We start from the raw sequence: 17,950 nt of genomic DNA on the forward strand, positions 1-17,950 counted from the left end.
ATTAAACCGTTTGGTGTTAATCATTTTTATTTTCATAAAATGGATCCTAAATGAAAAAAATCGCAGTTTTTGTTGATGTACAAAATATTTATTACACCACGAGAGACGCCTATAAACGTCAGTTTAATTATAGAAAATTTTGGGAACAGTTAAGTTATCAAGGTGATATTGTTGTTGCCAATGCTTATGCTATTCAACGTAGTGATGATCAACAACATAAATTCCAAAAAGCACTTAAACATATTGGTTTTAATGTAAAGCTTAAACCTTATATTCAACGCAGCGACGGCTCAGCTAAAGGAGATTGGGATGTTGGCATTACAATCGACATAATGAAAATAGCCTCTGAGGTTGATACCGTTGTTTTACTTTCAGGGGATGGTGATTTTGATATGTTGTTAAATGAAGTTAACGCAACACATAACATTGAAACACAAGTTTATGGGGTACCACAGTTAACCGCTAATTCTTTAGTGAATGCCGCCACCTCATTTTATGAAATTAATGAAAGCTTATTGCAATGATGCTATCAAAATAATCAAAAAGCGTAGAAATATTGTCTTGCAAAGCGCTAATTCCTCTAGTAATTTGTTAGATGGTAACAATCAATAATAACAAAGAGAGTGCTCATAAATGTCGTCAGTTGATACAATTTATAAAGTTATTTTATACCCATTTATTACAGAATCTATTGCTAGCTTAAAAGCGATGACTAATTTGTCTGGTGCTTCTGGTGATACCTTTATGGACAATGTTGATGACTTTCGTTTTAAAGGTTATGCGGTTTGTTCTGATGTAACTGGAAATCTAGATGGCGTTATTATGATGCATCATTATCCTGAAACTGCTGTGGCAATTGGTAACTCTGTTTGTGAAAATATGCTCAATGAAAAATATGAGTTTACAGAAATCAACGAAGAGCTAAGTAACGCGCTTGCTGAGTGGGGAAATACCATAGTAGGTCGTGCTACCGACTTACATAGCCGTTACAACTTAGAATATAACTTTTCTAGCCCTTATTTTGTTAACGATGTTAATGACATGTCTAAGTATTTAGAGGGGGTTAAAGAAGTTGTTACTGTGCCTATTACAGTTGAAGGTGTCGGTCGTTATTATTTTAATTTACTTGTTCGTAGTGTTAACTATCAATCAGCAGGTATTAAGCGTGAAGAAAGTACGGGCATAGCGAATCCGCATACTAAAAACTTACCTACGGACGCAAAAATATTACTCGTTGATGACAGTTCAATGATCCGTAAAGCCTTGAAAAATATTCTAAGTAAACTAGGCTATAATAATATTATTGAAGCTGATGATGGCTCCACTGCCTTGACCATGGTAAAAGAACAGAATCCAGATTTTATGTTTATGGATGTGGTTATGAATGAGGTAAATGGTAATCAAGCTTTACAAAATATTCGTAGTGCCGGATTTGATGTACCTATTGTGATGCTATCTTCAGTTACAGACAAAACACTTATTGATGAATGTGCCGGCTATGGTATATCAGGTTTTATTTTTAAACCCATTCAAGCAAGTAATGGCGCAGATATTATTAAAAACTATTTAAAGATTGCTTAGTTTTAAACAGCTCAGGTTGTTTAATAAATATCATTCTTAAAATAAAGGATATAAGCCATACGTATAAACTTGGGATATAGAAATAACGGATATGATAGAGAAAAACACAGGTCATTATATTAAACCAAGACTATTGTCCGTTTTTTTATTGCTTGGCCTATGCCCTTTTACTTTTTATGCGGCATACCATTTACGCTATGGTATGTTTGATATTGGCATTATTTCTCTTGTTAATGTTATTTTTACTGCGTTCCTTTTATTTCAAAATCACTTTAGAAGAAGAATAACGTGGCAGCTTGATGCTTTCGTTGTAAGTATTTCTTTCTTTATTATTTATGCCTGCTATTTTTTAGGTATTAAAGGGCTCTTCTTCGTTTTTCCTTTTATTATCGGGATATTTTTTAACTACTCGGTAAAATTTGCTCTCATTACCAGCTCAATTCTTGCCGTTTTAGTCATACTTGCCTCTTTACATTCTATGGATTCAGCTGTGGTTGCGCGGGTAGCTTTTCCTTTGATCATGACTATTATTATTTCTTATCTCTATGCCAATACAATTACACGCCATAGAGAAGCACTCACGCTAGAAGCGAATGTTGATTACCTTACGGGGATATATAATCGACGTAATATAAATTCATGGTTACAGCAGCAATTAAAAAATGTTGATGAACATGCTTTATTGGCTTTGTATTTTATTGATATAGATGATTTTAAACGTGTTAATGATAATTATGGGCATGCGATAGGCGATAAACTATTAGTTTCTATCAGTAAAAAGCTATTATCTGTTACTCATGCTATTACCGATGATTTTTTTATTTTACAGGGAAAAGTAGGACGATTAGCCGGAGATGAGTTTGTTGTTATTATTTCAGGAATAGCACTTGAATCGGAAGTCAGGTTGTTCGCTGACAAGTTGTTAAGCGAATTTAAAGAGCCTATTGTTATTGATGATGTGCAATTAGATACGCAAGTGAGTATAGGTGTTGCTTCAACACAAGACTATTTGATGACGCCTGATACGTTATTAAACTATGCTGATATCGCAATGTTTGAAGCGAAAAAACAAGGGAAAAATAGAATTGGTTACTTTAATCAATTTATAGCAGATAAAATTAGCCATAAAAATGATGTATCTCAAGCGATTAAAGATTCATTAGCTCAGAATCTTTTTTATCTAAATTTTATGCCAATTTACGATTCAACCGCTACTCAGATTGTAGGGGCTGAAGCCCTTATTAGAAGTCATCATCCTTTACTTTCTAGCATTGGACCTGAGGCTTATATCAGAATAGCGGAAGAGTATGGTTTAGTTGCAGAAATTGATTTATTTGTTATTGAGTCCTGTTTCCAATATATGGAAAAACTTATTCCTGAATTGACGCTAAGGCCTTTCTTATTGGCGATTAATATTTCATCTTTAGAGCTTAAAAATGAACAATTGCCTAGTAAAATAGAGGCATTAGCTAATCAATATCATATCCCTCCATCAATGATTGAATTTGAAATCACAGAAACAAGTTTAGTTGATCATGGTTATAAGAGTATTAAACTGTTACAACGCATTAAAGAAATGGGTTATAAGCTATCTTTAGATGACTTTGGTACAGGCTATACCGCATTTAATCAGCTACAGCATTTCCCTGTAGATACGCTTAAAATAGATAGAAGTTTTATTTGGGCGATTGATCCAAATTATAATAACGAAGGGTTAATGATCGATGTGATTTTATCTCTAGCAAAATTATATAAGTTAAATGTTATTGCTGAAGGTGTAGAAGAACCTTACCAACTTGAGTATCTTAAAAAACTTAAATGCTCGCAATATCAAGGATACTTGTTATCTAAACCTTTAGGCTGGGAAGCTTTTAAAGAAGAATTACACCTTAATCAACAGGAGTTTAGGATGGCTGTAGCCAGATAATAAACTTTCCTAATATTTCTCACAAATAGGCTATTTACTCTTTTTTATCCTCATTACACTTATTATATATTACTCATTAAAATTTAAGGTTACTCGTAATTCGTATGGGAAAATAGGCAATTCCTCGCTATAATCACATCATAAAAATAGTGTCGTTTTCAGGTGCTATCACTCATATTATTAGTAAGGTGTCATGTGACTACTCCGGGTAATTTATTCATTCTATCTGCGCCAAGTGGGGCAGGAAAATCAAGCTTAATCAAAGCACTACTTAAACAAGATTCAACAAGAGAAATGCAAGTTTCTGTATCGCACACTACGCGTAATATTCGTCCCGGTGAGGAAAACGGTCAGCATTATCATTTTGTTTCTAAAATTGAGTTTGAAAAGTTAATTGAGAAAAAAGCATTTTATGAACACGCTGAAGTTTTTGGTAATTACTATGGTACGTCCGAAGCAGCTATTGATGAACAACTAGCAAAAGGTATTGATGTTTTACTTGATATCGATTGGCAAGGCGCACAGCAAGTTCGAATGAAAAAACCGAGTGTTACCACTATTTTTATTTGTCCTCCTTCTAAAGATGAATTAGAGAAACGTTTACAAGGTCGAGGTCAAGATAGCCAAGAAGTTATTGATGAGCGTATGGCACAAGCACAATCTGAATGTTCGCATTACCAAGAGTTCGATTACATTATTGTTAACGATGATTTTGATCAGGCATTAGTTGACTTAACAACGATTGTAAATAATCAACGCTTAAAACGTAGCCAACAAGTGATCACTCATCAAACGCTTTTTGATGATTTACTATCAGATTAATTAATTTATTTTTAATGATTAAATCACGCCAAGTTGCTTGCGTAGTGGGCGTATGATCGAGTAAACTACCCGACTATTTTTTGAAATTTTAAATGCTGGAGTGACCAAATGGCTCGCGTAACTGTTGAAGATGCCGTAGATAAAGTCGGTAATCGTTTTGACTTGGTGCTTATTGCATCTCGTCGTGCTCGTCAAATTGCAACTGGCGGTAAAGAACCTTTGGTTGATAGAGAAAATGATAAACCAACAGTGTTAGCTTTACGTGAAATTGAAGCAGGTTTAATTACTACTGAAGTAATGGACCATTCAGATCACCACGAGCAAATACAACAAGAATCTGCTGAACTAGCGGCAGTAGCTGCAATTGTAGGTGGTCATAACCAGTAGCTTTCACATAGTGAAGGTAAGCCACCCAAAAACGCGTAATAAATTGTTTGCAATGATTACGCGTTTTTTAATGCTTAATTTTTAGCATTCATCAAGTAAAACGTTGGCATTGTTAGTAATTCAACGTATTCTTATTTTATTAGCTGTAAAGCAAAATGCATCATCACTTCTTAAGTTAATTTAACTTATTTTATATATTCAAATGTGTTGCTCTTTGTTTTACTTGTATTGTTATTCAGACTATTGCTATCAAACAACTTAGTTTGGTTGGTATTATTTTTTAAGGTGTTGTGAGTGTATCTTTTTGAACCATTAAAAGATCTTGTCTCAAGTTATTTGTCGAAAGTACAAATAGACTTACTTAAACAAGCTTATATTGTTGCTCGAGAAGCACATGAAGGACAAATGCGTTCAAGTGGCGAACCTTACATTACACACCCTGTCGCCGTAGCGATTAATTTAGCTAAAATGAATTTAGACCATGAAACTCTCATGGCTGCGTTATTGCACGATGTTATTGAAGACACCAGCACCACTAAAAAAGAACTTGCTGATTTATTTGGCGACACGGTTGCTGAGTTAGTTGAAGGTGTGAGTAAATTAGATAAGCTAAAGTTTGATAATAAAGAACAAATGCAAGCGGAAAACTTCCGTAAAATGATCCTTGCTATGGTGCAAGACATTCGTGTTATTTTAATTAAATTAGCTGACCGTACTCATAATATGCGCACATTAGAGTCGCTTAGGCCTGATAAACGAAGACGTATTGCTCGTGAAACATTAGAAATATATGCTCCGATAGCAAACCGCTTGGGTATTCATGATATTAAAAATGAATTAGAGTCTTTAGGCTTTGAAGCCTTATACCCTATGCGTTCAAGAGCGCTTAAATCAGCAGTTAAGCAAGCGCGTGGTAATCGTAAAGAAATTATCAATAATATTCTCAAAGAAATAGCATCAAGACTTGAAGAAAGTGGTATTAAAGCTGAAGTGCAAGGTCGTGAAAAGCACTTATATTCTATTTATCAAAAAATGCTCAATAAAGAATTATCTTTTAACGAAGTGATGGATGTTTACGCTTTCCGCGTTATTGTTGAAGATAAAATTGACGATTGCTACCGTACGCTAGGTGCTGTGCACAACTTATTTAAACCTGTTGAATCACGCTTCAAAGATTATATCGCTATTCCTAAAACTAACGGTTATCAGTCGTTACATACCGCATTAATTGGTCCTCATGGTATTCCCGTTGAAATTCAAATACGTACTCGAGACATGGACCAAATGGCCGACAAAGGCGTAGCAGCCCATTGGTTATACAAACAAGCTGGCGACGATACGGGCACTACGGCACAAATGAAAGCGCGCCGTTGGATGCAAAGCTTAATCGAACTGCAACAAAGTGCAGGTACTTCATTTGAGTTTATCGAAAACGTAAAATCAGATTTATTTCCTGAAGAAATTTATGTTTTTACTCCTGATGGACGTATTATTGAGTTACCTATGGGAGCAACGCCTGTCGATTTTGCTTACGCGGTGCATACCGATGTAGGTAATTCATGTGTAGGTGTTAAAGTTGATCGTAAACCTTATCCATTAAGTCAGCCTATTGATTCAGGGCAAACCATTGAAGTTATCACCTCGCAAGCTGCTAGACCAAATGCTACTTGGTTAAATTTTGTTGTTACCTCTAAAGCGCGTTTACAAATTAGAGCTTATTTACGTTCAAGAGAACAAAGCGATTCAGAAACGCTAGGCTTGAGATTACTTAGCCATGCTTTAGGAAAAACCAAGTTATTAGATATTGCCGAAGAAAAAGTTCAGCAAGTTATTAAAGATAGCGGTTACGAAACATTTAAAGAATTGTTGGTCAGTATAGGTTTAGGTAACTCATTAAGTATTGTTATTGCTCGCCGCTTAACTGATGAATTCACAGAAGAAAATGAATTAAATGGTGCTAATAATGCACCCACAAAAACTAAAATGCCAATAAAAGGTACAGAAGGCATGGTGGTTACTTACGGTAAGTGTTGTCGCCCTATTCCTGGTGATGGTATTTTAGCGTATTTAAGCCCCGGTAAAGGATTGATTATTCATCAACAAGGATGCCGTAATATTAAAGGTCATGGGCAAAAAAGCTTATTCCCAGTAAGATGGGATACAGAAATAGACCGTGATTTTATTGCTAAACTACGTATCGAAATTATCAATCATCAAGGCGCCCTAGCCGCATTAACTAATGTTATCGCGCGCCGTGGTTCAAATGTACATTCATTAAACTCAGGTGAAAAAGAACCTGGCGTTTATGCTATCGACATGGAAATAACCTGTCGAGATCGAATACACCTCGCAGATATTATCCGTAAAATAAAAGTTATGGTTGATGTACAACGCGTTATCCGTAACAAATAAACATCCCCATTTATTACATATTAAATAAAGACGTAAATAGAGTATTAACTTATGAAAACAATTATCGCTACAGACGCAGCACCAAGTGCTATCGGTACATACAGCCAAGCTGTAAAAGTAAACAATACCGTATATCTTTCTGGTCAAATTCCTCTAGTACCTGCAACGATGACAGTTGTTGAAGGCGGCTTTGCAGAGCAAGCACATCAAGTATTTAAAAACTTAGTAAGCGTATGTGAAGCAGCAGGTGGTGACTTAAATGACATGGTTAAAGTAAATATCTTCTTACAAGATTTAGAAAACTTTGCTGTAGTAAATGAAGTAATGAGCGAATATTTCGACGCCCCATATCCCGCACGTGCAGCTGTACAAGTAGCAAGGTTACCTAAAGACGTAGAAATAGAAATCGATGGCATTATGGAATTACCAAGCACTCGATAAGCAAACGTAGTGAACCTTAAATTTACCTTTTGAGCCAGTATTAGCATGACACCAGAAAGACACCAGCGTATTTTAGCCTTGTTAGATAAAAGGCAGCCCGATCTAACCGTATGCATGGAAGGCGTGCATAAAACTCATAATTTAGCAGCAGTGGTAAGAACCGCGGATGCTATTGGGATAAGCGATGTTCACGCTGTTTGGAAAAGCGATAAAATGCGTGTTTCAGGTGGTAGTGCTGTAGGTAGTCAAAACTGGGTTGATGTTCACGGACATAAAAACACCAAAGATGCTATTGCTGAGTTAAAACGACAAAACATGCAAGTGTTAGTTACTAACTTATCAGACTCGGCGGTAGACTACCGCGAAGTTGATTATACTAAGCCAACGGCTATTATTTTAGGTCAAGAAAAGTTTGGTGCTTCACCCGAAGCGTTAGAACTCGCTGATCAAGATATTGTTATTCCTATGGTAGGTATGGTGCAATCACTTAACGTGTCAGTAGCTAATGCGGTTGTTTTGTATGAAGCTCAGCGCCAGCGACAGTTAGCTGGGCTTTATGATAAGCCTAGATTATCTGAAGAGCGTCGCCAACGTGTTTTATTTGAAGGCGGACACCCGATTTTTGCTGAAGCCTGTAAACGTAAAGGTTTACCTTATCCACAAATAGATGAAGAAGGGCAAATAGTCGCTTCAGAAGATTGGTGGCAAAAAATGCAAATGACAAAAGACGCATGGCAAAACATCGACGATTAACATGGATTCACCTGCATCAGGACGCTAGTTTATGACTCAAGCTCGGCTGGGTATTAGTAATCTAGCGCAAACCCCTATCACTGTATTAAAAGGTGTGGGGCCAGGTTTAGCGTCTAAACTAGAAAAGCTTGGTCTTGAATCACTCCAAGATTTATTATTTCATTTACCTCTACGTTATGAAGACCGGACACGCATTACGACAATACGTGATCTTATGGTGGGCACACATACCAACATTATTGGTGAAATAACCGATAATCAAATCGTTCAAGGTAAACGCCGTATGCTGATGGTTACGTTGAGCGATGGCACAGGCGTTATTAATTTACGCTTTTTCCATTTTACAGCGAATCAAAAAAACAGTTTAGCCATTGGTACAAGCATTCGTTGCTATGGTGAAATTAGTCGAGGCGCGCGCAGTTTTGAAATAGTTCACCCTGAATATAAACCACTTGATAACGATGTAGAACTTACCCCTGTTGAAGAAACATTAACACCGGTTTATTCAACCACTGATGGTTTAAGGCAAATATCGTTACGTAATTTAACCGAACAAGCGTTAATACGATTAGAGCGCGGCCAAGTGGAAGAACTATTGCCTGCAGAATTTATTGATTCGTCATACACCTTAACCGAAGCGTTAAAAACACTGCATCGACCACCACCAGATACATCTATTTCACAAATCGAAGAAGGCAAACATCCGGCACAAATACGCTTAATTAAAGAAGAACTTATCGCCCATAATTTAAGTATGCTTAAATTGAGGCAGTCGGTAGATAAAGAAAATGCTTTTCCTTTAACTGTGAACGAAAGCCTAAATCAACAATTTCTCACGAGCTTACCGTTCGAACCCACAAATGCACAAACACGTGTGGCAAACGAAATACGTAAAGACTTAGCCAATAGCACGCCTATGATGCGTTTAGTGCAGGGTGATGTTGGATCAGGTAAAACCTTAGTTGCCGCTTTAGCTGCACTTACCGCGCTAGGTGAAGGCTTTCAGGTTGCCTTAATGGCACCTACAGAAATATTAGCAGAGCAACACGCCATTAACTTCGAAAAATGGTTTGCGCCACTTAATATTTCAGTGGGTTGGCTAGCAGGAAAAACCAAAGCAAAAGCTCGTAGATCAGCATTAGAAAACATGGCCAATGGTAATATGCAGCTGGTTATTGGTACCCATGCATTATTTCAAGAAGACGTTGTTTTTAAAAATCTCGTGTTAATTATTATTGATGAACAACATAAGTTTGGTGTTCATCAGCGTTTAACGTTACGAGAAAAAGGCGCGTTTGATAACAAATATCCGCACCAGCTTATTATGACGGCAACCCCTATTCCTAGAACCTTAGCCATGACCGCTTATGCCGATCTCGATACATCGGTTATTGACGAGTTACCACCGGGTAGAACCCCCATTACAACCATTGCCTTACCCGATTCTCGAAGAGATGCCGTAATAGATCGTATTCGGGAGGGTTGTATTCAAGATAACCGTCAAGCTTATTGGGTATGTACACTTATTGAAGAATCAGAAGTACTGCAATGCCAAGCGGCTGAAGACACCGCTGTATATTTACAAGAACAACTGCCGGAATTAAAAATAGGCTTAGTACATGGGCGAATGAAAGCCGCTGAAAAACAAGCAATAATGGACCAATTTAAAGCAGGTGAACTCCACTTGTTAGTGGCAACCACTGTTATTGAAGTTGGCGTAGATGTACCGAACGCAAGCTTAATGGTGATTGAAAACCCTGAACGTTTGGGGTTAGCGCAGCTACATCAACTACGAGGCCGAGTCGGTCGTGGTGCCGTAGCGTCACATTGTGTGCTCATGTATAAAACACCTTTATCTAAAACCGCAACAAAACGTTTAGCGGTATTACGAGAAAGTAACGATGGTTTTGTTATTGCCGAAAAAGATTTACAAATACGTGGCCCAGGTGAATTATTAGGAACACGACAAACAGGCTTAGCTGAATTAAAAATAGCGGATTTAGTAAGAGATGCTCACTTAATTCCAACGATTCAACAACAAGCCTATTTATTATGGAACAAATATCCGCAACAAGCGGTCTTACTTATCAACCGATGGTTAGCTAACAAGGAAAAATACTCAAATGCTTAAAAATATAATCAAAACAGTAGCGCTACTCAGTGGCATTATTGTTAGTGCAATGGCTTTTAATGCCTCTGCAACTAGCTTAAAAGTGGGTGATAAAGCACCTAACTTTAACCTACAAGCCACAACGGGCGATTTTTATAACCTGAAAGACTTTTTAGGTAAAACTAATGTTGTTTTAGCTTGGTATCCAAGAGCAAATACACGTGGTTGTACAATAGAATGTAAATCGTTAGTTGAAAAAGGTCATTTAGTCCGTGCATTTAATGCAACATACTTTATGGCAAGTGTTGATCCATTAGATGCCAATCGCGATTTTGCTAAAAAAACGAATGCTGATTTTCCTATGTTGAGCGACCCTACAAAAGAAGTTGCAGAAGCTTACGATGTGCTACATATGCTAGGTTTTGCAAAACGCATTACTTTTTATATTGGAAAAGACGGCACTATTTTAAAAATAGACGAAGACATTAAACCAGCCACAGCAGCTGAAGATATGGCCGCAACATTAGCAGAATTAAATGTAGAGAAAAGTGGCCAAGCCGAATAAAAAAGGCCCCACAAAAACTGTTAATGTTTATTGTGCAAAGTGCCGTAGTCAGCTTTATAAATATCGTAAAGGTGGTACAGGTACTTTGCTCAAATGTTTTAAAGAACGCATTACTCAAGATTTTACCAACGAAAGCTGTATTTGTCCTTCATGTAATAGCACCTTTGCCAGAGAAACATTGATTCGTGGCGTACCCGCTTTTAAAATTATTGGTGGCAAAGTGAGTGTAAAGTAACTCATTTACTTTCCGTTTATTATCTCTTGTCGCTCTGCTTCGTATTCTTTATAAGGTTTCGTATTTATTTTATCGAGGCACTGCTCTCTTTCTACCCCTACTTTGTGATTACAATTAATTTCCACTTGGTTTTGTGTGTGTTGGTAAAGTTGCTGAGAAGAACAAGCGGATAACACTATTGGTAAGCTTATCCATAGTATTTTTTGCATCATTTTAGTCCCTGTATTAAATAGTTGTTGTAAACAAATCGTGAGCCAAGTCATGATTAATACGATTACTGAAAATCACAAAGGTTCAATTAAGAGACCAAATTTATTCTATTGTGTTTGGTATGACTTAACTATTAATAATTCAGTCAAAGTGAGTTAAACTAAAGCTAATTATTGCTACAAGCGAATTTAAGATGTCACCTCAAGATCAAGACAATCAAGAAAACAGCACTCACTTTGGTTACCAAACGGTAGATAAAAGCGAGAAAGAATCTAAAGTTGCCGGAGTATTTCATTCTGTGGCTGCACAATACGATGTAATGAACGATTTAATGTCGTTTGGTATTCATCGATTATGGAAACGCTTTACCATTGATGCCAGTGGTGTACGCCCCGGTAACAAGGTGCTTGATTTAGCTGGTGGTACGGGTGACTTAACCGCAAAGTTTTCTCAACTTGTGGGTAAAGATGGGCAAGTTATTTTAGCTGATATCAACAGTTCAATGCTTAATGTAGGTCGTGATAAATTACGTGACCGTGGTTTAGTACAAAATATTGAATACGTACAAGCTAACGCACAACACTTACCTTTTGAAGATAACACCTTCGATATTATTACTATTGCATTTGGTTTACGTAACGTAACCGATAAAGACGAAGCATTACGTTCTATGTTCCGTGTACTTAAACCCGGTGGTCGTTTATTGGTATTAGAATTTTCAAAACCCGAGCAAGAGCTTGTGAGTAAAGCCTACGATTTTTACTCGTTTAATATTTTACCTAAAATGGGTGAACTAGTGGCTAAAGACGGTGATAGCTATCAGTATTTAGCTGAGTCTATTCGTATGCATCCTGACCAAGATACATTAAAAGAGATGATGAATAACGCGGGCTTTGAGCAAACTACCTATAAAAACTTAACTGGCGGCGTTGTAGCTCTGCATAAAGGTTATAAATTTTAGTGGCAAACAATACCACCTTGCATCAGCAACTTTTATGCTCAGCGCTTGAAGCTATTATTAATAAGGCTTTAGCATTAAGCTTAAATGGTACGCAAAGCCTTTACCCGCTAGAGCAAAAAAACTTAGTAGTATATTTGGCTGAGTTGGGCTTCCCATTAAGTTTTATTGTGAATAACAGCAAGGTATTGGTGACTTCGTTAAGCGAAAACCCTGATTGTGCCATTCATACTAGTGTTAAAACCTTAGTAGCTTTAAAAAACGAGCAATCCTTAACCGAGCTAATAAAACAAGACAAGCTAGATATTGTTGGCGATATTAAAATTGCCCAGCAATATGCCAACATGGCTGAAACATTAGAGATTGATTGGCAAAGCGAATTAGCCAAACACATTGGTGATGTGCCTACCTATAAATTAACCCAGTTAAGTAAAAAATTAGCCGATAAACTAGGCTTTGCCGTTAAGCAAATTCAAGCGGATTCAACGGAGTGGTTAGTACACGAAAAGCGTTTAGTGGTTACTAGTAGTCAAATAGCGGCATTTAATTTACAAGTAAGTGAGTTAGAAATACACACTGAAACAGTAAACGACAGGTTTTTAGCCATTGAAAAAGCGCTACTAAATCGCTCCAGCAAACAATTTGCAGTAAACAGCAACAAGGATTCTAGTGAGTAGCTTACGCCTTTATAAAATTGTTCAAACTTTTCTGCAATATGGATTAGACGAGCTCGTACCTAAAAAGTCTCTGCCTTGGTATGCAAAGTTAGCTCGCGTGAGTTTATTTTGGTTAGGTAATAAACATAAAGATAAGCCTGTTGCCTTAAGGTTTCGATTAGCTATTGAATCGCTAGGTCCTGTTTTTATTAAATTTGGACAAATGCTTTCAACGAGGCGCGATCTACTTCCGCCCGACTTTGCTGATGAATTAGCACTTCTTCAAGATCAAGTTGTGCCGTTTGATGGTGAAAAAGCTAAACAGCTAATAATTGATGCCATGGGTGAAGATGTTTTTAACGAACATTTCAGCGAATTTAATATCGAACCACTAGCTTCAGCTTCTATCGCGCAGGTGCATACAGCTAAGTTACATACTGAAAAACATGGCAATACGAATATCGTTATTAAGGTATTACGCCCTGATATTGAAAAAGTGATTATTGCTGATATAGAGGTTATGTCGCTTTTTGCAGGTATTGTTGCTCGCTGGTTGTCTGATGGGAAAAGACTACGACCTAAAGAAGTGGTACAAGAATACAAAAAAACAATTTTAGATGAACTCGATTTAAATCGTGAAGCGGCTAACGCTATTCAGCTGAAACATAATTTTTCACAAGGTCGTGAACAAGACCACGTTTTATATGTACCTGAAATTTATAGCGAATACAGCAGTAAACATGTACTCGTTATGGAGCGTATTTACGGTATTGGTGTAGGTGAAATTGAAACGCTACACGCATTAGGCGTAGATATGAAGTTATTAGCTGAACGCGGCGTTAAAGTGTTTTTCACGCAAGTATTCCGCGACAGCTTTTTTCATGCTGATATGCACCCTGGCAATGTATTTGTTGATGCAACTAGCCCGGCAGATCCAACATGGATTGCCATAGATTGCGGCATTGTAGGTACACTGAACCAAGAAGATAAACGTTATTTAGCTGAAAACTTTGTTGCCTTTTTTAATCGCGATTACCGAAAAGTAGCACAGTTACACGTAGATTCAGGTTGGGTTCCTAGCAATACCAGTGTTGATGAATTTGAGTTTGCTATTAGAGCGGTATGCGAACCTATTTTTAATAAACCTTTGGCTGAAATATCGTTTGGGCAAGTGTTAGTAAACTTATTTAGTACAGCACGTAGATTCAATATGGAAGTACAGCCGCAGCTCGTTTTATTACAAAAAACCTTACTGTACATTGAAGGTTTAGGCCGTCAGTTATATCCGCAATTAGACTTATGGCAAACCGCAAAACCCTTTTTAGAAAATTGGGTAAAAGAGCAAATGGGCATAAAAGCTGTATTTGCAAAAATTAAAGAAAATATTCCTTTTTGGAATGAAAAGCTTCCTGAAATTCCTGATTTAGTTTACGACTATTTACGTGCCGGTAAAGAACAACAATATAAACAAACCGAATTACTCACTCAATTGCTTAAACAGAATCAGCAGCAATCTAAGTCTATTACTTATGCGATCATAGCGAGTGCTTTAATTATTTCAGCTACTTTGTTATTTCTTTCCATATAAATATATCTTCACACTTTTATCTAGCATTTGTTAGGTAATCAACACTAATAAATGTTAACGTTATCTTTTGTGTTTTTGAATATCTAAAATAGTGTTTTTTCATGTTTTTTGTTTTTTGATACGAATGTTTTTTCTTCCTTGTTTTTTACTGTAATCAAAGGCAGAATAAGATAAAAAGGTGGTTTTATATATGAGTTTTATAAATAGTAAAAATATTTCAATAGTGCTTTTAAGTACATCTTTAGCTTTATTGTCAGCTTGTAGTCTAGTGTCTATTAGTGAAGGGAAATCAAATAATGAGTCAAATAAGTTAACGCAAACATGGAAGTCTTTGCTGGACAGTAACCTGTCTCAATGGGATGTTTGGATTGGAGTACCTCACTCTTCTGTAAAAGGGTTACCTGAAGGCACATATACTGAAAATAAAGTGAGTCATGGTGATCCAAGATTAGCATTAGGCTTGAATAATGATGTAAAAGGCGTATTTACTATGATCGAAGAAAACGGTCAGCCTGTTTTACATATTAGTGGTGAAATTTATGGTGGTATTAATACCAAAGCTGAATATCAAAATTACCATTTAAGTTTTCAAATGAAATGGGGCGATAAAAAGTGGGCACCACGAAAAGATGCTATTCGTGATAGCGGTTTGTTATTTCATTGTAAAGGTGAACATGGTGCTTTTTGGAAAACGTGGAAATTATGCCAAGAGTTTCAAGTACAAGAAAGTGACTTAGGTGATTACATTCCGCTAGGTAATGCTGGAGGTACCGTAAAAGGTAAAATTCGTTCACGTAAACCTGCTGTAGGTAATAGACCTGTCTATGATGTTAAAGGCCAATTAGGCAGTGTAGGTTACGCCAGTGCTTTTCCTGAAGTTGATAAAGCGCATGGTGAATGGAATACTTTAGAGTTATTTGCGGTCAATGATTACGCTGTATTTGTTGTTAATGGTGAAGTGGTTATGGCTATTCAAGATTCAAAAGATCCCATGGGTGAAGTATTAAATTCAGGACAGTTGCAAATACAGTCTGAAGGGGCTGAATTGTACTACCGAGATATTAAAATTAAAGCTTTAGATGCGTTACCAAAACAGTATATGGAATACATCTATTAGCTAATATTTTGATTGAATAATTAAAGATAAGCGAATGTTAACAATTTATTAGCCTCTGTTCGTGGTAAGCAACTCACGAGCGGGGCTTGTTCAAATTGTTTTTTTGTAACTACCACTTTCTCGGTGGTTTTATTTTTTGAGTCTGCTGATACTTCCACACGACAAATAACGATATCTTCTTTTTCAGTAAAGAAAATCTTTACTGATTCAGCCTTGTTGATCAAGTTTTTGTAAGGATAACCCGCTTCAGAATACAATTGTATTTCGTCGTTTGCTTGAATGGTTATAACGAATGATGTACTTAAAATACTCAATAGTAGTATCGATTTTGTTAACATAATAACCTCTGTGTTTGTTGTAAGTTTCATCCGTAAATTAAACCTTGCACTTGAGTTAAACAAACGATATAAAATTAACATCACTTAAGTTTTTCTAAAGCGCTATGAAGTTGCCTCCATTAAAATCACTATCATTTTTTCTTGCTGCCGCACGTAATAAAAGTTTTAAGAGCGCGGCACAAGAGTTATTTGTAACTCAAGCGGCCGTAAGCCAACAAATTCGATTACTGGAAGAAAATTTACAATGTCAGCTATTCATTAGAGACAGCAAACAAACCCTGTTAAGTAATGAAGGTGAACGTTTATTTCCGTTTATTGAAAATGCTTTTAGTCAAATATCTCAAGGGATCAGCTTGTTGTCTGCAGAGCCTGATCCAAACACCCTTAAAATAACGTCTTTGCACTCTTTTACGTCTTTGATACTTATTCCTAAAATCAATGAATTTCAATTAATGTATCCTGAAATGATGTTGCAGTTTTCACCAAGTAATCAATTGGTTGATTTTAAAGATAACAATGTAGATATCGCAATCAGAAGAGGAAAAGGTATTTATCAGGGGTTGGAAAGTAGAGAGCTTATAAAAGATGAAGTTTTACTTGTGGCAAGTAGCTTGTTATTTGAAGATGCTTTTCCATCAATGGATATACTATTAAAAACACCCATGCTTTTAGATATATCTAGCGACTTAAAGCCTGCATTTGAACTATTTTGTAATCAGTATAAAATCACGGTAGATGATTTTAAAATTAGCCTACAAACAACAGATTCAGTGCCTGTAATTGAAAAAACAATTGCAGGCCAAGGTATGTGTTTTGTGAGTAAATCGTTAGTATTTGAACGACTTAATGAAGGCACTTTAATTAATCTATTTGATTTTTCAGCGCAAAGCCCTATTTCATTATTTTTAGTTGCTCCTCCCAAAAACTTTCAATGGGAAAAAGTAAAAAAATTTGAAGCTTGGTTAAACGTTTTATTCAATTCAGGGTGATATTTAGTAAAACAGTCACACTTTATTGTTATTATTAACCTTATTGTAAAAACTTATGCTTTACTCTATTTTATGGATTTTTTTATTATTTCACTAGTCGCTATGGCGGCTTCGTTACTTACGTTATTTTCTGGCTTTGGTTTAGGCACCTTATTAATGCCTATCGTAGCTTTATTTTTCCCTATTGAAATTGCGGTAACCATTACAGCAATTGTTCATTTTGCTAATAATGCTTTCAAGATTTTTTTAGTGGGGAAGCATGCCGATTTGGCCGTTATTCTAAAGTTTGGTTTGCCTGCTGTTATTTGTGCTTTGTTGGGGGCGTTATTATTAACCAATATGTCTGGCAGTCATGAGCTAGTTAGCTATCATCTTTTATCTTATGAATTTACTACAAGTGTAATGAAGCTTGTGGTGGGTGGCCTTATTTTATTTCTAGTGGTTGTAGAGTTACTACCTTTTTTTAAATCGCTTGCTATTGATAAAAAGTACCTGCCTTTAGGTGGAATGATAAGTGGATTTTTAGGTGGTTTATCTGGTCATCAAGGTGCTTTTAGAAGTATGTTTTTATTAAAAGCAGGCTTATCAAAAGAACAGTTTGTAGCAACCGGGGTCATATTGGCGGTACTTGTTGATATAAATAGGTTGGCGGTTTACGGCTGGCACTTTGGTTCTAGCCAAAGTTCGGTTAACTGGTGGTTAGTATTAAGCGCTTGCTTGTCAGCTTTTATTGGGGCTTATTTTGGTAAAAAACTCTTAACTAAAGTAACCATTAATACGGTACAACAGTTTGTATCAGTATTACTGGTTTTTATCGGCTTAGGGTTAATAACAGGTAAGATATAAATTCAGATCTTTAGT

The 17,950-nt window shown here is 36.4% G+C and carries 19 protein-coding genes; 17 read left to right on the forward strand and 2 right to left on the reverse strand.

All coding sequences use genetic code 11. The features are described 5' to 3' along the window. The first annotated feature begins 50 nt into the window (after positions 1 to 50). The 11 genes from B0X80_RS09635 (at position 51) to B0X80_RS09685 (ending at position 11,233) form a co-directional block, all read left to right on the forward strand. On the forward strand, positions 51 to 524 hold the full coding sequence (locus tag B0X80_RS09635) for a LabA-like NYN domain-containing protein (protein ID WP_077339839.1): 474 nt from the start codon (positions 51 to 53) through the stop codon (positions 522 to 524). Between the two features lie 109 nt (positions 525 to 633). Next, positions 634 to 1,581, forward strand: coding sequence for a response regulator (locus B0X80_RS09640; RefSeq protein ID WP_077339841.1), 948 nt, complete (start codon positions 634 to 636; stop codon positions 1,579 to 1,581). Positions 1,582 to 1,672: 91 nt separating this feature from the next. Further along, on the forward strand, positions 1,673 to 3,508 hold the full coding sequence (locus B0X80_RS09645; protein WP_077339843.1) for a putative bifunctional diguanylate cyclase/phosphodiesterase: 1,836 nt from the start codon (positions 1,673 to 1,675) through the stop codon (positions 3,506 to 3,508). 195 nt (positions 3,509 to 3,703) lie between these two features. Beyond that, the gene (gmk, locus tag B0X80_RS09650) at positions 3,704 to 4,330 is read left to right on the forward strand and encodes a guanylate kinase (RefSeq protein WP_077339845.1); all 627 of its coding nucleotides are present in this window, start codon (positions 3,704 to 3,706) and stop codon (positions 4,328 to 4,330) included. A 108-nt stretch (positions 4,331 to 4,438) separates the two neighbouring features. Next, positions 4,439 to 4,717 (forward strand): DNA-directed RNA polymerase subunit omega, encoded by a 279-nt coding sequence (gene rpoZ, locus B0X80_RS09655; RefSeq protein ID WP_077339847.1) that lies wholly within the window; start codon positions 4,439 to 4,441, stop codon positions 4,715 to 4,717. A 294-nt stretch (positions 4,718 to 5,011) separates the two neighbouring features. Further along, positions 5,012 to 7,129: a bifunctional GTP diphosphokinase/guanosine-3',5'-bis pyrophosphate 3'-pyrophosphohydrolase gene (gene spoT, locus B0X80_RS09660; protein ID WP_077339849.1), complete on the forward strand. Its 2,118-nt coding sequence runs from the start codon at positions 5,012 to 5,014 to the stop codon at positions 7,127 to 7,129. Positions 7,130 to 7,180: 51 nt separating this feature from the next. After that, entirely contained in the window at positions 7,181 to 7,570 is a 390-nt protein-coding gene (locus B0X80_RS09665; RefSeq protein WP_076417484.1) for a RidA family protein, read from the forward strand. Between the two features lie 45 nt (positions 7,571 to 7,615). Continuing rightward, positions 7,616 to 8,323, forward strand: coding sequence for a tRNA (guanosine(18)-2'-O)-methyltransferase TrmH (gene trmH, locus B0X80_RS09670; RefSeq protein ID WP_077339851.1), 708 nt, complete (start codon positions 7,616 to 7,618; stop codon positions 8,321 to 8,323). 52 nt (positions 8,324 to 8,375) lie between these two features. After that, the gene (recG, locus tag B0X80_RS09675; protein ID WP_217697143.1) at positions 8,376 to 10,454 is read left to right on the forward strand and encodes an ATP-dependent DNA helicase RecG; all 2,079 of its coding nucleotides are present in this window, start codon (positions 8,376 to 8,378) and stop codon (positions 10,452 to 10,454) included. Next, positions 10,447 to 10,998 (forward strand): peroxiredoxin, encoded by a 552-nt coding sequence (locus B0X80_RS09680; RefSeq protein ID WP_077339855.1) that lies wholly within the window; start codon positions 10,447 to 10,449, stop codon positions 10,996 to 10,998. The genes recG and B0X80_RS09680 overlap by 8 nt, the downstream gene beginning before the upstream one ends. Beyond that, positions 10,982 to 11,233: a hypothetical protein gene (locus B0X80_RS09685; protein WP_077339857.1), complete on the forward strand. Its 252-nt coding sequence runs from the start codon at positions 10,982 to 10,984 to the stop codon at positions 11,231 to 11,233. Before B0X80_RS09680 ends, B0X80_RS09685 begins: the two co-directional genes overlap by 17 nt. A gap of 5 nt (positions 11,234 to 11,238) precedes the next feature. On the opposite strand, the gene B0X80_RS09690 is transcribed toward B0X80_RS09685, so the two are convergent. After that, the gene (locus B0X80_RS09690; protein WP_139345306.1) at positions 11,239 to 11,496 is read right to left on the reverse strand and encodes a hypothetical protein; all 258 of its coding nucleotides are present in this window, start codon (positions 11,494 to 11,496) and stop codon (positions 11,239 to 11,241) included. A 140-nt stretch (positions 11,497 to 11,636) separates the two neighbouring features. Here B0X80_RS09690 and ubiE point away from each other — a divergent pair, with 140 nt between their 5' ends. The 4 genes from ubiE (at position 11,637) to B0X80_RS09710 (ending at position 15,762) form a co-directional block, all read left to right on the forward strand. Further along, positions 11,637 to 12,404, forward strand: a complete 768-nt coding sequence (gene ubiE, locus B0X80_RS09695) for a bifunctional demethylmenaquinone methyltransferase/2-methoxy-6-polyprenyl-1,4-benzoquinol methylase UbiE (protein ID WP_077339859.1) — start codon at positions 11,637 to 11,639, stop codon at positions 12,402 to 12,404. Next, positions 12,404 to 13,078, forward strand: a complete 675-nt coding sequence (locus B0X80_RS09700; RefSeq protein WP_175623919.1) for a ubiquinone biosynthesis accessory factor UbiJ — start codon at positions 12,404 to 12,406, stop codon at positions 13,076 to 13,078. Before ubiE ends, B0X80_RS09700 begins: the two co-directional genes overlap by 1 nt. Beyond that, positions 13,071 to 14,645 (forward strand): ubiquinone biosynthesis regulatory protein kinase UbiB, encoded by a 1,575-nt coding sequence (ubiB, locus tag B0X80_RS09705; RefSeq protein WP_077339863.1) that lies wholly within the window; start codon positions 13,071 to 13,073, stop codon positions 14,643 to 14,645. The genes B0X80_RS09700 and ubiB overlap by 8 nt, the downstream gene beginning before the upstream one ends. 190 nt (positions 14,646 to 14,835) lie before the next feature. Continuing rightward, a complete protein-coding gene (locus tag B0X80_RS09710; RefSeq protein WP_077339864.1) occupies positions 14,836 to 15,762 on the forward strand; it encodes a 3-keto-disaccharide hydrolase in 927 nt (308 codons plus the stop codon). Positions 15,763 to 15,782: 20 nt separating this feature from the next. Here the strand turns inward: B0X80_RS09710 and B0X80_RS09715 are convergent, their stop codons facing one another. Further along, positions 15,783 to 16,130, reverse strand: a complete 348-nt coding sequence (locus tag B0X80_RS09715; RefSeq protein ID WP_077339865.1) for a hypothetical protein — start codon at positions 16,128 to 16,130, stop codon at positions 15,783 to 15,785. A 74-nt stretch (positions 16,131 to 16,204) separates the two neighbouring features. On the opposite strand from B0X80_RS09715, the gene B0X80_RS09720 reads away from it, so the two are divergent. Further along, on the forward strand, positions 16,205 to 17,089 hold the full coding sequence (locus B0X80_RS09720) for a LysR substrate-binding domain-containing protein (RefSeq protein ID WP_077339866.1): 885 nt from the start codon (positions 16,205 to 16,207) through the stop codon (positions 17,087 to 17,089). A 72-nt stretch (positions 17,090 to 17,161) separates the two neighbouring features. Then, complete coding sequence (locus B0X80_RS09725) at positions 17,162 to 17,935, forward strand: sulfite exporter TauE/SafE family protein (protein WP_077339867.1); 774 nt, start codon at positions 17,162 to 17,164, stop codon at positions 17,933 to 17,935. Positions 17,936 to 17,950: the final 15 nt, after the last annotated feature.

This window comes from Pseudocolwellia agarivorans, assembly GCF_002000085.1.
Taxonomy (GTDB): Bacteria; Pseudomonadota; Gammaproteobacteria; order Enterobacterales; family Alteromonadaceae; genus Pseudocolwellia; species Pseudocolwellia agarivorans.

Bases quoted from the DNA above. Each gene is read 5' to 3' on its own strand.
- B0X80_RS09715 (WP_077339865.1), bottom strand. From the start codon at position 16,130: ATGAAACTTACAACAAACACAGAGGTTATTATGTTAACAAAATCGATA.
- ubiE (WP_077339859.1), top strand. From the start codon at position 11,637: ATGTCACCTCAAGATCAAGACAATCAAGAAAACAGCACTCACTTTGGT.
- B0X80_RS09665 (WP_076417484.1), top strand. From the start codon at position 7,181: ATGAAAACAATTATCGCTACAGACGCAGCACCAAGTGCTATCGGTACA.
- B0X80_RS09690 (WP_139345306.1), bottom strand. From the start codon at position 11,496: ATGACTTGGCTCACGATTTGTTTACAACAACTATTTAATACAGGGACT.
- B0X80_RS09725 (WP_077339867.1), top strand. From the start codon at position 17,162: ATGGATTTTTTTATTATTTCACTAGTCGCTATGGCGGCTTCGTTACTT.
- B0X80_RS09645 (WP_077339843.1), top strand. From the start codon at position 1,673: ATGATAGAGAAAAACACAGGTCATTATATTAAACCAAGACTATTGTCC.
- trmH (WP_077339851.1), top strand. From the start codon at position 7,616: ATGACACCAGAAAGACACCAGCGTATTTTAGCCTTGTTAGATAAAAGG.
- rpoZ (WP_077339847.1), top strand. From the start codon at position 4,439: ATGGCTCGCGTAACTGTTGAAGATGCCGTAGATAAAGTCGGTAATCGT.
- B0X80_RS09720 (WP_077339866.1), top strand. From the start codon at position 16,205: ATGAAGTTGCCTCCATTAAAATCACTATCATTTTTTCTTGCTGCCGCA.
- B0X80_RS09680 (WP_077339855.1), top strand. From the start codon at position 10,447: ATGCTTAAAAATATAATCAAAACAGTAGCGCTACTCAGTGGCATTATT.
- B0X80_RS09710 (WP_077339864.1), top strand. From the start codon at position 14,836: ATGAGTTTTATAAATAGTAAAAATATTTCAATAGTGCTTTTAAGTACA.
- B0X80_RS09635 (WP_077339839.1), top strand. From the start codon at position 51: ATGAAAAAAATCGCAGTTTTTGTTGATGTACAAAATATTTATTACACC.
- B0X80_RS09640 (WP_077339841.1), top strand. From the start codon at position 634: ATGTCGTCAGTTGATACAATTTATAAAGTTATTTTATACCCATTTATT.